The following is a 13695-nucleotide window of genomic DNA, read 5'->3' as shown; positions in this document are numbered from 1 at the left end:
GCCGGGGCCAGGAGCGATCAGCGGTTGGCGAAGTACATGGTCACTTCGAAGCCAATCCGCAGGTCGGTGTAGGCGGGTTTAGTCCACATGGTGCGGTCCTCTTGTTATGGCGCCGGGGCATTCCGGCACCCTCATTAAGCCCCCGCCAGGCAAGAGGCCAAATGGTACTTTGGGATGAATCGGCACTGGCATTGGTAGGTGACGCTATCAGTAGGCACGACTCGCACCCGAAGGTTCCTGTCATCGCCGCGCTTGAAACATGCGTCAATAAAAACGCCTGGCTGAATACAGGTGGGCGGAAATCAGCGCATTCATTCTCGATCTCGGTGGGCGCGGTGCCAGTTTCCATCGCGGATAAATCCGCTCCTACCGGCCAGGCGCGCCTTTTCTGTAGGAGCGGATTTATCCGCGATCACGCTCAAGCAAAGGCAGAGTCAAACCCCATCGCCAATAAAAAACGCGGCCGAAGCCGCGTCGCGATAAGGATCTGCTGCCGTTCAGGCCCATGGCCTGCATGCAGATCCACCCGGGTAGGGTTCTTCGCCTGGCAAGAGGAGGCGCGCCGGAGCGAGCGCGCCACCGTTGGTACATAGCCGGCTCACGATCTTGCGAGCTAGAGACCTACAAGGCAGAAGCAGGTGAGGAAGCGGAGTGTACTTTTGTACATGAGCATTCCGAGCCTGCTTCTAACGCAGTAGGGCCGACGCGCAGCAGATCGTGTGCTGGCTATCAGAAGAAGCCCAGCGGATTAATGTCATAGCTCACCAGCAGGTTCTTGGTCTGCTGGTAGTGGTCGAGCATCATCTTGTGGGTTTCACGGCCGACACCGGACTTCTTGTAACCACCGAACGCGGCATGCGCCGGGTACAGGTGGTAGCAGTTGGTCCATACGCGACCGGCCTTGATCGCGCGGCCCATACGGTAGGCGACATTGATGTCGCGGCTCCACACGCCGGCACCCAGGCCGAACTCGGTATCGTTGGCGATGGCCAGGGCTTCGGCTTCATCCTTGAAGGTGGTCACACCGATCACCGGGCCGAAGATCTCTTCCTGGAACACGCGCATCTTGTTGGTGCCCTTGAGCAGGGTCGGCTGGATGTAGTAACCGCTGGCCAGGTCGCCATCCAGGCGCTCGGCGGCGCCACCGGTGAGCACCTGAGCGCCTTCCTGCTGGGCGATCTCCAGGTAGGACAGTATCTTGTCGAACTGCTGCTGCGAGGCCTGGGCGCCGACCATGGTCTCGGTGTCCAGCGGGTTGCCGCGCTTGATCTGCTTGATCTTCTTCATCACCTCGACCATGAAGGCGTCGTAGATCGACTCCTGCACCAGTGCGCGCGACGGGCAGGTGCACACCTCGCCCTGGTTGAAGAAGCCCAGCACCAGACCTTCGGCAGCCTTCTCGATGAAGGCCGGCTCGGCGTTCATGATGTCAGCAAAGAAGATGTTCGGCGACTTGCCACCCAGCTCGACGGTGGACGGAATGATGTTCTCGGCCGCGCATTTCATGATGTGCGAGCCGACCGGGGTGGAGCCGGTGAAGGCGATCTTGGCGATGCGCTTGCTGGTGGCCAGCGCTTCACCTGCCTCGCGACCGAAGCCCTGGACGATGTTGAGTACGCCTAGCGGCAGCAGGTCGCCGATGATTTCCACCAGCAGGGTGATCGACAGCGGAGTCTGCTCGGCAGGCTTGAGCACGATGGCGTTACCGGCAGCCAGGGCCGGGGCGAGCTTCCAGGCGGCCATCAGTAGCGGGAAGTTCCACGGGATGATCTGCCCGACCACGCCCAGCGGTTCGTGGAAGTGATAGGCCACGGTGCCGTCGTTGATCTCGGCGGTGCTGCCTTCCTGTGCGCGGATGCAGCCGGCGAAGTAGCGGAAGTGGTCGGCAGCCAGCGGCACATCGGCATTCAGCGTTTCACGCACGGCCTTGCCGTTGTCCCAGGTTTCGGCCACGGCCAGCAGCTCGAGGTTGGCTTCGATACGGTCGGCGATCTTCAGCAGGATGTGCGAACGCTCCTGCACGCTGGTGCGGCCCCAGGCATCGGCGGCGGCATGTGCGGCGTCCAGCGCCTTGTCGACATCGGCGGCGTTGGAGCGAGGAAATTCGCCGATCACCGAGCCATCGACCGGGCTGGTGTTGCTGAAGTACTGGCCGCTGAGCGGGGCGACAAACTCACCGCCGATGTAGTTGCCGTAGCGCGGTTTGAGGGTGACGACGGCGCCTGCGGTGCCCGGTTTAGCGTAAATCATGATGCTGACCTCTCTTGTTGTCGGAGCCCGCTGCCAATCGGGGAAGCGAGTCATGGTTCGATCTTAGGAAGCCTCTGAAAACCTCGGTATGCGCCCATGGCACAGATCGCCTAGTCATTTGGTAGTAGAGCGGCAAGCGGTCTGGGCCGGGCCTTTGGCAGCGAGGTACGGGCCATGAAAGCTAAAGGCTAGACCCGTTCGCTTGGTCTTGCGTTCCAGACCACGAAAAACTCGTCCGTGGCATTTCGAAGCAGCCAGTAGCCCGCTGACAGGCCCAGAAACGACGATGGCCGGACAGTGTCCGGCCATCGTCTGGCGCTTCGACCAATCAGTGCTTGGCCACCAGCTCCTTCGGCAGCTTGAAGGTCCACAGCATGCCACCCTGGTTAAGGTGCTTGACGCGCTTGGCCACCTCGCCGCCCCACAGCGGCACCGCACCACCCCAGCCGGACAGCACCGAGACGTACTGCTCGCCGTCCATTTCCCAGGTTACGGGCGAGCCGATCACGCCCGAGCCGGTCTGGAATTCCCAGACCTTCTCGCCGGTCTTGGCGTTGAACGCCTGCAGGTAACCTTCCGGGTTGCCGGTGAACACCAGGTTGCCCTTGGTGGTCAGCACTCCGCCCCACAGCGGCGCGTAGTTCTTGTGGCGCCAGACTTCCTTGCCGGTCTTCGGATCGATGGCGCGCAGTACGCCGATGTAGTCCTCGTTCAGCGGCTTGATGGTGAAGCCGGCGCCCAGGTAGGCCGCGCCCTTCTTGTAGGCGATGTCCTCGTTCCAGATGTCCATGCCCCATTCGTTGGACGGCACATAGAACAGGCCGGTGTCCTGGCTGTAGGCCATGGGCATCCAGTTCTTCGCACCGAGGAAGGCCGGCGCGGCGAACACGCTCTTGCCCTTCTCTGCCGCGCTCGGCGAACCCGGGCGGTTGCTGTCATCAAAGATCGGCCGGCCATTCTTGTCCAGGCCCTTGGCCCAGGTGATCTTGTCGACGAAGGGGAAGCCGCGGATGAACTTGCCGTTGGTACGGTCAAGCACGTAGAAGAAGCCGTTACGGTCAGCGGTGGCCGCCGCCTTGATGGTCTTGCCGCCTTCCTGGTAGTCGAAGGAGACCAACTCGTTGACGCCGTCGAAGTCCCAGCCGTCGTGCGGGGTGGTCTGGAAGTGCCACTTGATGCTGCCATCGTCCGGGTTCAGGGCCAGGCGCGAGGACGAGTAGAGGTTGTCGCCAGGACGCAGGTGCGAGTTCCACGGCGCCGGGTTGCCGGTGCCGAAGAACAGCAGGTTGGTGTCGGCGTCGTAGTAGCCGCCCAGCCAGGGCGCGGCGCCGCCGGTTTTCCAAAGGTCGCCCGGCCAGGTCTTGCCGGCCTCGCCGCCGCTGATACCGTTCTCGACGGCCTTGCCGTCCTTGTAGACGTAGCCCATGTGTCCTTCGACGGTCGGGCGGCTCCACAGCAGCTCGCCGTTCTTCGGATCGTAGGCTTCGATCTTGCCGACCACGCCGAACTCACCACCGGAGACGCCAGTGATCAGCTTGCCGTTGACCACCAGCGGCGCCGCGGTGATGGAGTAACCCGCCTTGTGATCGGCGACGTTCTTGCGCCATACCACCTTGCCGGTGTCCTTGTTCAGCGCCACCAGCTTGGCGTCGAGGGTGCCGAAGATCACCAGATCGTCATACAGGGCGACACCCCGGTTGATCACGTCGCAGCAGGGGCGGATATCGTCCGGCAGGCGCGCTTCGTACTGCCACAGTTCGCGCCCGGTGCGCGCATCGACGGCGAATACCCGCGAATAGGAGGCGGTGACGTACATCACGCCGTCCTTGATCAGCGGCTGCGCCTGCTGGCCGCGCTGCTTCTCACCGCCGAAGGACATGGTCCAGACCGGGCGCAGCTCCTTGACGTTCTGCTCGTTGAGGATGTTCAGCGGGCTGTAGCGCTGGCCCTGCAAGCCGAGGCCGTTGGTGACGATCTCGTCGGTGGTGGTGGCATCCTTGAGAATCTCGGCGTCGGTGACCGCCAGCGCGGCGGCGGACGGCAACAGCATGGCGGCACAGAGTGCGGTGAGGAGGAAAGGCTGGCGAAGACCGGCGTGTTTCATTGCGGCTACCTCTGCGGGTTCATTGTTATTGCCGGGAATTTTTCCCGGTCTGCCGCAAATTCTTGGCTCGCACAGGCCACCCAACAATTGCACCCCCAGCCGATTTTCCTCGTTCCTTGGTAGCAATACCTGCTGCACAGGCCGTGATCATGGTGATTGCGGCGGCCACGCCTTTGCCGGACACTTGGCCGCCCGCACATTCTGACCGGAGACGCCCGTGCCCCAACCTCGCCAGGAAATTCTCAACCATCCCGATGCACTGGACTGCACGGTCTATCGTCCCGACGAGCAGGACCCGGATGCCGAAGAGCAGGATCTGGGCGACGGCAAGGTACTGATCACCGGCGCCTTCGAGCCGCCGCAGGACTGGGATGCGCACCAGCGCGAGGATTACTACGGCGAAGAAGATCCCACCCACTTTGTCACCGCCCATATCGAATGCCTGGCCAAGCCGGCAACTCGGGATTTCTTCATGCCCGAGAGCGGTGACTACGTGGCCGTGCAGTCCAGCCTGGGCGAAGTGGTGATGTATTACGTCTATGACCACGAAGAGACCGAGCACGGCCGTCATTACGTGCTGATTCGTGATGACGAAGAGCTCTAGGCCCATACGTATTGTGGGAGGCGCTTCAGCGGCGACGCCCTTATACGCAAGTCGCGGCTAAAGCCCCTCCCACAAGAGCAGCCTGTAGCCCGGATGAAATCCGGGGATAGCGCGCATATTTCTCCCGGACTTCATCCGGGCTACGAAGCCGGCATAAGAGTGGGAGGCGCTTCAGCGACGATATCTTCCTGCACAGGTACCGGCTGAAGCCCCTCCCACAGCGCAATTCCCCCCCACAGCACCGCACGCCGCTAATCCTGACGATCCACCCGCGCCATGGCGTTGCGCTCATAGCGCGGGTACAGGTGGCTGACGCTGCGGATCAGCTCATAGCGCGACAGATTCACCTGGGCGAAGCGCTCGGGAATGGGCGCGCGGATCAAGTCGTTCATCTCCGCGCCCTGCTCCGCTCCCTGACGCAGCAAGCCATCTAGCCAGCCCAGGTAATCACGCATCTGCACGAACGGCGCTGCATCGCTGGTCACCGGGCCATGGCCGGGCACGATCTGCTTCCATGGCATCGCTTCGAGCCGACCCAGATCGGCCAGCCACACGTCCAGCCCGAGGCTGTTCGGTGTGGTCAGCGCGCGCTGGTAGAAGAGGATATCGCCAGCGAACAGCACGCCCGTGCGCTCATCCAGAATCGCCAGGTCGGCGCCGGTGTGGCCGCGCAGCGCCAGCAGTTGCAGGCGTCGGCCGCCAATTTCCAGCGAGCCTTCCTGCACCTCCTCGGTGGGCAACACCACTTCGGTGCCGCGCATCCAGTCGCCGACCAGGCGGTACATGTTCTCCGCCATGGCATCGCCCTGTTCGGCCAGCAACCGGGTGGTCTCGGGCAATGCCGCGATGGGCACCCCGTCGAAAGCCTGGTTGCCCAGCACATGATCGGGGTGATGGTGAGTCAGCAGTACGCGCACCACCTGTTTGCCGGTGGCCTTCTCGATGCTCTGGCGCAGCGCCTCGCCGTAGCGACGTGACGGCCCGGTGTCTATCACCACCACTCCGGCCGCGGTTTCGATGAAGCCGATGTTGACGATATTGCCGCCATTTTCCGCCGCGAAATTATCGGTGCTGCCTTCCAGCAGCCAGACGCCGTCAGCGATCTGCCGGGGTTGCAGGTGGTAGTCGAGTGCCTGGGCCACCCCGGTTCCAAGAGCCAGCAGAAACAGTATCCAGCGCATGATTTTCTCCTCGGAATCTGCCTGAGCCGCGTGCTTCGCCCCGAGGCGGGGCTCCTACAGACTGGGCGAGCATCGTTGCTTCTTGTAGGAGCCGCGCCCCGCGGCGAATGGAACCGTCGTCAGAACGCGGCCTGGAATTCGTTGCCGTTGTTGTCGCGCAGCCAGACTTCGGCCTGCCGGTCGTCGCGTAGATCGAAGGTCAGCGTCGGGTTCTCGCTCACCGCCGGGAACAGTTCGATGCGCCCCAATACCTGACCATCAGCATCGCGCAACTCGGCCTGCTCGATGTAGAACTCGGGGATGCCGCCGACCAGGCCGTTGTCCATCGGGTGCGACACCTGCAGGCGCAGGCGGCTGTCCTCGCCACGTACGAAGCGCTTGCCCAGCACCTGGCCCAGGCGCTCCTCCCAGCCGGCCTCGGCGCGCACCACGCTGGGCGCAGTGCAGCCGCCACCCGCTGCTTCGACGCGGGCCGAGCCGATATGCCAGACGCCATCGTCGGTGAGCACCGCCGCGCGAATCGGCGTGGCCTGCTCGACACGGATGCGAATGGCCAGACTCGGCTCCAGATGCTCGCCGGGAGCGAAGTCGAGAATACGCGGGATCGGGTTGAGCTCGGCCCAGGCCAGAATGCGCTTGACCTTGCCGCGGTAGGCGCTGGCGTCGATCTGGATCGGCACCTGGCGCGCATCCTCGGCGAATGGCGGCAACTCGAGGCGAACCTTGTCGTCGAAGACGAAAGCCTCACCGTTCAGCAGACGCTGGTGGTAGTAGTCCCACATCACCGAGGTGACCGGATCGGGCGCGGCCGCCCGCACTTCCCAGGCCCAGGCAAACAGGGCCAGCAACATCAGGCTACGCCAATCCATCGCCCACCTCCGGCTCGACTCTTATTGGTATTGTTCTGGCTTCTCGTAGCGCAGCCCGTAGCGCGCGTACAGGCGCTCGAGTGAGCCGTCGAGGATCATGTTTTCCAGCTGTTCTTCCAGGGCGTAGGCCAGTTGCCGATTGGTTTCGTGCACCGCCATGCCGATTTCCCAGATCTGCCGTCCCATGTCCGGGTAGGCGTTCTCGGCCAACGCCAGTTGCGGGTCATTGGCCTCGCGCACCAGCCAGTCCACCTCGCCACGCAGCGCCATCACCGCATCCACCTCACCACCCTGCATGGCGGCAAATGCCTGCTTCGGCGTCGGGTAGTGTCGGGTTTCCTGGCTGAGCATGCCGCTGTGCACCGAGCTCAGGTAGAACGAGGGCACGCTCTCGACTTCCACCCCCACCGGGTGCTGGCGCAGCGCAACGATGCTCGGCACTTCGGGCAGACGCCGACGATCGAAAGCCAGTTGCCAGCGCTCACGCTGATAGGGGCCGAACATCACCACGCGTTCGTTGACCAGCTCGCCCAACTCATTGCGCATTTGCGCATAGTCACGGTCGTAAGGCACACGCAGCATCACATCGGCCAGCTGGCCCTGCGCGGTCACCCGGCCACGCCAGATGTAGTCGCGCAGGTCGTCGTCTAGCTTCTCACCCGGCGGCGCCCACACCAGTTCCAGCTTGAGGCCAAGCCCTTCGGCCAACGCCTTGGCCAGCTCGTAATCGACGCCACGCGGCTGGCCATCCTGCTCATAGCTGTATGGCGGGAAGTTCTGGTACAGCGCCACACGCAGAGTGCCCGACTCGGTGATGCGGTCGAAGTCGCGCACCTGCGCCTGGGCCGTACCCAGGCAAAGCAGCAGGCCACACAGGAGGACCAGCAGGCGCATGACGCGAGCGCTTATGAAGAAATCGTCGCGAGCAATGGCAGGTCGCGCTGGGCCTGCGCGCAGCAAGCGGAATGTATTGGCATACATGAGCATCGCGAACACCGCCAAAACGCGAGATGCCGAGCGCAGCAGATTTATCATCGAGCGCTTACTCCTCGACGTGCACGCTTTCCAGATAGGTACGCACCGCCCACAGGGCTTCCTGGCTGAGGTAGTCGGCCATCTTCGGCATGTACACACGCCCGTCGCGCACCGCACCGTTGATCACCCGCTCCTTGAACCATTCATCACCGCTGGCACCCAGTTCCAACAGGCGCAGGTCCGGAGCGATACCGCCGGACTTGGCTTCCAGGCCATGGCAGGCGGCGCAGTTCTGGTTGTAGGCAGAGGAGCCGATCTCGATGGCGCGCGGGTTGTCGCGATAGGGGTTCTCTTCCAGCCATTCCTCACCCAGTGGCTCCAGGCCGTCGGTGTTCACTGCCTGCGGTACCACATCGCCGTGCGCCCAGAGGTTGGTCGACGCGGCGAGCAGCAGCAACGCCAGGGTGGGTTGGATCTTCTTGTTCATGGCTAGGACCTCATCTAATGCACGCAAGACAGCCCGTTCAGAGCTTGTGCCGACCATCTTAGAAAGGCCGCGCAACGCGCCGAATGCTGCTTTGGTGGTCGCGTTCTAGTCCCTTGGTAGTAGGGCTTGGGTCGGGGTGCTGGCGATGCCTTGGCAGCAAGTCCAAGTCATGCCCCGAACGGGAAATCCTCCCGGTGAAGGCGGGAGTTTTTCCGTAGGCGCAAAGGTGGCCGGGTACCACCATCGACTTGCCACTGCGGCGATCACTTTCTTCAACGGGAAGCACAACCATGACAACAAGAAACCTACCCAGCACCCCGCGCCCCCTGGCGCTCGCCCTGATGCTGGCCGGCGGCCTGGCGCTGAGCCAGGGCGCGTTGGCCAAGCCGGTCACCTGGGAAGACATTGCCAACGACCACACCACCACCAGCAACGTGCTGCAGTACGGCATGGGCACCAACGCCCAGCGCTGGAGCCCGCTGGCCCAAGTGAACGCCAACAATGTGTTCAAGCTGACCCCGGCCTGGAGCTACTCCTTCGGTGACGAGAAGCAGCGCGGCCAGGAGTCCCAGGCCATCATCCACGACGGCGTGGTCTACGTGACCGGCTCCTACTCGCGCGTGTTCGCCCTCGACGCCAAGACCGGCAAGCGCCTGTGGACCTACAGCCATCGCCTGCCCGACGACATCCGCCCGTGCTGCGACGTGGTCAACCGCGGCGCCGCCATCTATGGCGACAAGATCTACTTCGGCACCCTCGACGCCCGCGTCGTGGCGCTGAACAAGGACACCGGCAAGGTGGTCTGGAACAAGAAATTTGGCGACCACTCCGCTGGCTACACCATGACCGGCGCGCCGACCATCGTGAAGGACGGCAAGAGCGGCAAGGTGCTGCTGATCCATGGAAGCTCCGGTGACGAGTTCGGCGTGGTCGGCCGCCTGTTCGCCCGCGACCCGGATACCGGTGAGGAAGTCTGGATGCGCCCCTTTGTCGAAGGCCACATGGGTCGCCTGAACGGCAAGGACAGCACCCCGACCGGCGACATCAAGGCGCCGAGCTGGCCGGACGATCCCAACCACCCGACCGGCAAGAAGGAAGCCTGGAGCCAGGGCGGCGGCGCGCCGTGGCAGAGCGCCAGTTTCGATGCCGAAACCAACACCATCATCATCGGCGCCGGCAACCCGGCCCCATGGAACGGCTGGGCGCGCACCAGCGACGGCGGCAATCCCAAGGACTACGACAGCCTGTACACCTCCGGCCAGGTTGGCGTCGACCCGACCACCGGCGAAGTGAAGTGGTTCTACCAGCACACCCCGAACGATGCGTGGGACTTCTCCGGCAACAACGAGCTGGTGCTGTTCGACTACAAGGACAAGGACGGCAAGGTCACCAAGGCCACCGCCCACGCTGACCGCAACGGCTTCTTCTACGTGGTCGACCGCGCCAACGGCAAGCTGAAGAACGCCTTCCCCTTTGTCGACAAGATCACCTGGGCCAGTCATATCGATCTGGAGACCGGTCGCCCGGTCGAGAACGAGGGCCAGCGCCCGCCGAAACCCAAGGCTGGCGAAACCAAGGGTGAAGTGGTCGAGGTCTCCCCGCCCTTCCTCGGCGGCAAGAACTGGAACCCGATGGCCTACAGCCAGGACACCGGCCTGTTCTACGTACCGGCCAACCACTGGAAGGAGGACTACTGGGCCGAGGAAGCGCACTACAAGAAAGGCTCCGCCTACCTGGGCATGGGCTTCCGTATCAAGCGCCTGTACGACGACCACGTCGGCATCCTGCGCGCCATGAACCCGACCACCGGCGAGGTCGCCTGGGAACACAAGGAGCGTCTGCCGCTGTGGGCCGGCGTACTGGCCACCAAGGGCAACCTGGTGTTCACCGGCACCGGCGACGGCTACTTCAAGGCCTTCGACGCCAAGAACGGCAAGGAGCTGTGGAAGTTCCAGGTCGGCACCGGAATCATCTCCCCGCCCGTCACCTGGGAGCAGGACGGTGAGCAGTACATCGGCGTGACCGCCGGTTACGGCGGCGCCGTGCCGCTGTGGGGCGGCGACATGGCCGACCTGACCAAACCGGTGGCCCAGGGCGGCTCCTTCTGGGTGTTCAAGCTACCGAGCTGGGACAAGGCCAGCGCCCAACGCTAAAGGCCCAACGCATGGCGCACCTGAGTGCGCTATGCGCCTTTGCCTGTAGGAGCGGCTGGGCGGCATTCCGTTTCAGCCGCGAAGCGAACCAGGCTATCACCCCGAGGACTCACCATGAACTACCTGCCCCTGCTTATCCCGGTCCTGCTACTGGTAATCGGCAGCCACGCCATCGGCGCTGAAACCCAGAATGACGGCGTGCCGCAGATCAACGGCTGCCGCATCGAACCCGACAGCAAATGCCCCAACGCCAACCTGCGTGGTGCCGACCTGCGCAACCTCGACATGCGCCGCATGGACCTGTCCGGTGCCGACCTGTCTGGCGCCGACCTGCGCCACGTCAACCTCGACCTGGCCAACCTGGAGAAAGCCAAGCTGCGCGGCGCCAACCTCACCCGCGCCAGCCTGCAGCAGAGCAACCTGCGCCTGGCTGACCTGTCCGGCGCCAGCCTGGTGGCCATCGGCGGCTGGGCAATGTTCGCCCAGGCTGCACAATTCGAAGGCGCCGACATGCGCGCCGCCAACCTGGAATTCGCCCGCCTCTCTGGCGCCAAGCTGCACAACGTCCAGCTGCAGGCCGCTAACTTGGAAATGACCTGGCTGAGCAAGGCCGACCTCAAGGGTGCACATCTGGAAAATGCCAACCTGCAGGAGGTGAAGCTCGGCGGCTCCAACCTGGAAAATGCCAACCTCACCGGCGCGCGCACCCGCTTCGGCAACTTCCAGGACGCCAACATGCCCGGCTGCGTGCAATGCCCCAAGGGCTGGGACTGAGCTTCACCACCGCAGCAACACCTCGTCTCTGTAGGAGCGGCTTCAGCCGCGATGCTCACTATCGGCTCGCGGATAAATCCGCTCCTATAGATCATCCAGGCGCCGGGCTAGACGCATTACTGTCTGGGCCGCTGTCAAAAACAACTGAACCATGCCGGCACAAGGCAATCCCTTTTTAGGAACAGTCGGATCGAGGCCACTGCGAGTGAGCCGCCATCAGTCATCGACCCAAGAGGGATCTGCCGTGACCACCACCACTGCAACTCCGTACGCTTACGCCAACATTCTCAGCCCCTTACACGCCACCCTGCTGTGCGGCCAGGTGCCGCTTTTTCTCGGCGCCCTGATTGCCGACATCGCCTACTACCGCAGCTATCAGATCCAATGGAGCAATTTCGCCTCCTGGCTGATCGCCGGCGCCCTTGTCTTTACCGGCCTGGCGATGCTGTTCGCCCTGGTCGGGCTGTTCCGCAGGCGTAACCCGCGCCCCCTCACCTACTTCCTGCTGCTACTGGTCACCTGGGTGCTGGGTTTCATCAACGCACTTGAACACGCCAAGGATGCCTGGGCACTCATGCCCCAGGGCCTGGCCCTGTCGGTGATCGTCACCCTGCTGGCCATTGCCGCCACCTGGGTCGGCATGGCCCAGCCACGCACAGGAGATGCCCGATGAAAACCGCCATCGCACTGACCGCCCTGCCCCTCGCCCTGCTACTGGCCGCCTGCGGCGAGGAGCCCGGCAGCAACCAGCAGTTCTACGGCGCCAAGCCGGACCTGCCCGAACCCGAACGCGGCCTCCTGCCGAGCATGACCATCGCCGAGCCGACGCCTTGGGGCGATCAGCGACCCACCGTTCCCGAAGGCTTCAGCGTCAGCGCCATCGCCACCGACCTGAAAATCCCCCGGCAAACCCTGGTGCTGCCCAATGGCGACATCCTCGTTGCCGAAGGCCGTGGCGGCAACGCAGCCAAGCTCAAGCCTAAGGACGTGATCGCCGGCGTAATCAAGGCACGCGGCAACACCTCGGTGGAGAGCGGCAACCGCCTGACTCTGCTGCGCGACGCCGATGGTGATGGCACCTATGAGCTGCAGACGGTGTTCGCCGAAGACCTCAACGCGCCCTACGGCCTGGCGCTGCACGAAGGCAACCTGTACGTCGCCAACCAGGACGAGCTGGTGCGCTTCAACTACGAAGAAGGCCAGACCAAGGCCAGCGGCCCGCCGAGCAAGGTCGCCGACCTGCCATCCGAGATCAACCACCACTGGACCAAGGCGCTGACCATCAGTGAGGACGGCCGCTACCTGTACGTAGGCATCGGCTCCAACAGCAACATCACCGAGCGCGGCATGGAGGCCGAAGTTGACCGCGCCCTGGTCTGGCAGGTGGACGCCGAAACCGGCGCCTACAAGCCCTACGCCACCGGCCTGCGCAACCCCACCGCGCTGGCCATCCAACCTGGCACCGGCACCTTGTGGTCGGTGGTCAACGAGCGTGACGAACTGGGCGAGGACCTGGTGCCCGACTACCTCACCTCGGTTCAGGAAGGCGGCTTCTACGGCTGGCCCTACAGTTACTTCGGCCAGCACGTCGACCCACGGGTGAAACCACAGGATGATGAAAAGGTGGCCAGCGCCATCGTTCCCGACTACGCCCTTGGCGCCCACGTCGCGGCGTTGGGTCTGGACTTCTCCAGCGAGGTGATGGGCGAGCAGTATGCAGACGGCGTATTCGTCGGCGAGCACGGTAGCTGGAACCGCAAGAACCCGGTGGGCTACAAGGTAATCTTCGTGCCCTTCGAAAACGGCCGCCCTTCAGGCGACCCCATCGACTTCGTCACCGGCTTTCGCACCGAAGACGGCAAGACCCGCGGCCGCCCGGTGGGCGTGACGGTTGATCCGAGCGGCGCACTGATCGTGGCGGATGATCTGGCCAATACGATTTGGCGGGTGGTGCGCGAAGGTAGCTAGTGAGGCTAAGGGAAGCAACATATGGCTCCCACGCTCTGCGTGGGAGCCAGCCCGCGACGCTCTGCGTCGCCAGCGGATGCATATGCGCCACGATCTACAAGCGGACGCGGAGCGTCGAGGGCTGCATTCCCACGCGGAGCGTTGGAACGATCAATGTGTGCCACGGCCAGCAAGTGAACGCGAAGCGTTGAGGGCTACATTGCCAATGTAAGAGCATGGAGCGAACCAAAAGTATTCTTAGAACGGGATATCATCGCCAAAAGTTGGCTCTGTATATCTCGTTATGGCATCAAGTCTTGAATGGAGGTTAGCTATTAACTCGGCAATCAA

The 13695-nt window shown here is 63.5% G+C and carries 12 protein-coding genes; 5 read left to right on the top strand and 7 right to left on the bottom strand.

Translation table 11 applies throughout. The annotated features are described in order from the left end of the window. Positions 1–17 precede the first annotated feature (17 nt). From pqqA to B3P22_RS05515, 3 genes are all read right to left on the bottom strand, one after another. Positions 18–89 carry a pyrroloquinoline quinone precursor peptide PqqA gene (gene pqqA / locus B3P22_RS05525; protein WP_003243383.1) on the bottom strand — a complete coding sequence of 24 codons (72 nt, stop codon included), beginning with the start codon at positions 87–89 and terminating at the stop codon, positions 18–20. Positions 90–729: 640 nt separating this feature from the next. Beyond that, positions 730–2250, bottom strand: coding sequence for an aldehyde dehydrogenase family protein (locus tag B3P22_RS05520; RefSeq protein ID WP_296270274.1), 1521 nt, complete (start codon positions 2248–2250; stop codon positions 730–732). Between the two features lie 328 nt (positions 2251–2578). Then, entirely contained in the window at positions 2579–4354 is a 1776-nt protein-coding gene (locus B3P22_RS05515) for a methanol/ethanol family PQQ-dependent dehydrogenase (protein WP_197858950.1), read from the bottom strand. Positions 4355–4571: 217 nt separating this feature from the next. On the opposite strand from B3P22_RS05515, the gene B3P22_RS05510 reads away from it, so the two are divergent. Then, on the top strand, positions 4572–4958 hold the full coding sequence (locus tag B3P22_RS05510) for a hypothetical protein (protein WP_197858951.1): 387 nt from the start codon (positions 4572–4574) through the stop codon (positions 4956–4958). Positions 4959–5209: 251 nt separating this feature from the next. Here the strand turns inward: B3P22_RS05510 and B3P22_RS05505 are convergent, their stop codons facing one another. From B3P22_RS05505 to pedF, 4 genes are all read right to left on the bottom strand, one after another. Beyond that, positions 5210–6139 (bottom strand): quinoprotein relay system zinc metallohydrolase 1, encoded by a 930-nt coding sequence (locus B3P22_RS05505; RefSeq protein ID WP_296270269.1) that lies wholly within the window; start codon positions 6137–6139, stop codon positions 5210–5212. A 119-nt stretch (positions 6140–6258) separates the two neighbouring features. Then, positions 6259–7008, bottom strand: a complete 750-nt coding sequence (locus tag B3P22_RS05500) for a quinoprotein dehydrogenase-associated SoxYZ-like carrier (protein ID WP_296270267.1) — start codon at positions 7006–7008, stop codon at positions 6259–6261. 21 nt (positions 7009–7029) lie between these two features. Further along, positions 7030–7902 (bottom strand): substrate-binding periplasmic protein, encoded by an 873-nt coding sequence (locus B3P22_RS05495; RefSeq protein WP_296270265.1) that lies wholly within the window; start codon positions 7900–7902, stop codon positions 7030–7032. Positions 7903–8050: 148 nt separating this feature from the next. Then, positions 8051–8470, bottom strand: a complete 420-nt coding sequence (gene pedF, locus B3P22_RS05490; RefSeq protein ID WP_296270264.1) for a cytochrome c-550 PedF — start codon at positions 8468–8470, stop codon at positions 8051–8053. Positions 8471–8760: 290 nt separating this feature from the next. Here pedF and exaA point away from each other — a divergent pair, with 290 nt between their 5' ends. The 4 genes from exaA to B3P22_RS05470 all read left to right on the top strand — a co-directional run bounded on the left by exaA (position 8761) and on the right by B3P22_RS05470 (position 13365). Continuing rightward, entirely contained in the window at positions 8761–10623 is a 1863-nt protein-coding gene (gene exaA, locus B3P22_RS05485) for a quinoprotein ethanol dehydrogenase (RefSeq protein ID WP_419096414.1), read from the top strand. 114 nt (positions 10624–10737) lie between these two features. Further along, on the top strand, positions 10738–11397 hold the full coding sequence (locus B3P22_RS05480) for a pentapeptide repeat-containing protein (RefSeq protein WP_275547659.1): 660 nt from the start codon (positions 10738–10740) through the stop codon (positions 11395–11397). Between the two features lie 244 nt (positions 11398–11641). Then, positions 11642–12070 (top strand): DUF2231 domain-containing protein, encoded by a 429-nt coding sequence (locus tag B3P22_RS05475; protein ID WP_275547658.1) that lies wholly within the window; start codon positions 11642–11644, stop codon positions 12068–12070. Further along, the gene (locus B3P22_RS05470; RefSeq protein ID WP_296270263.1) at positions 12067–13365 is read left to right on the top strand and encodes a PQQ-dependent sugar dehydrogenase; all 1299 of its coding nucleotides are present in this window, start codon (positions 12067–12069) and stop codon (positions 13363–13365) included. The genes B3P22_RS05475 and B3P22_RS05470 overlap by 4 nt, the downstream gene beginning before the upstream one ends. The last annotated feature ends 330 nt before the right edge of the window (positions 13366–13695 follow it).

Source organism: Pseudomonas sp. UBA6323, assembly GCF_002439135.1.
In the GTDB taxonomy this organism is placed as follows: domain Bacteria; phylum Pseudomonadota; class Gammaproteobacteria; order Pseudomonadales; family Pseudomonadaceae; genus Aquipseudomonas.
The sequence above is the reverse complement of the archived record's forward strand: the minus strand, read 5'-3'. Positions and strand labels throughout refer to the sequence as shown.

Excerpts from the sequence above, each read along its gene's own strand:
- B3P22_RS05495 (WP_296270265.1), bottom strand. The coding sequence starts at position 7,902 with ATGCGCCTGCTGGTCCTCCTGTGTGGCCTGCTGCTTTGCCTGGGTACG.
- B3P22_RS05470 (WP_296270263.1), top strand. The coding sequence starts at position 12,067 with ATGAAAACCGCCATCGCACTGACCGCCCTGCCCCTCGCCCTGCTACTG.
- exaA (WP_419096414.1), top strand. The coding sequence starts at position 8,761 with ATGACAACAAGAAACCTACCCAGCACCCCGCGCCCCCTGGCGCTCGCC.
- pedF (WP_296270264.1), bottom strand. The coding sequence starts at position 8,470 with ATGAACAAGAAGATCCAACCCACCCTGGCGTTGCTGCTGCTCGCCGCG.
- B3P22_RS05515 (WP_197858950.1), bottom strand. The coding sequence starts at position 4,354 with ATGAAACACGCCGGTCTTCGCCAGCCTTTCCTCCTCACCGCACTCTGT.
- B3P22_RS05500 (WP_296270267.1), bottom strand. The coding sequence starts at position 7,008 with ATGGATTGGCGTAGCCTGATGTTGCTGGCCCTGTTTGCCTGGGCCTGG.
- B3P22_RS05480 (WP_275547659.1), top strand. The coding sequence starts at position 10,738 with ATGAACTACCTGCCCCTGCTTATCCCGGTCCTGCTACTGGTAATCGGC.
- B3P22_RS05520 (WP_296270274.1), bottom strand. The coding sequence starts at position 2,250 with ATGATTTACGCTAAACCGGGCACCGCAGGCGCCGTCGTCACCCTCAAA.
- B3P22_RS05505 (WP_296270269.1), bottom strand. The coding sequence starts at position 6,139 with ATGCGCTGGATACTGTTTCTGCTGGCTCTTGGAACCGGGGTGGCCCAG.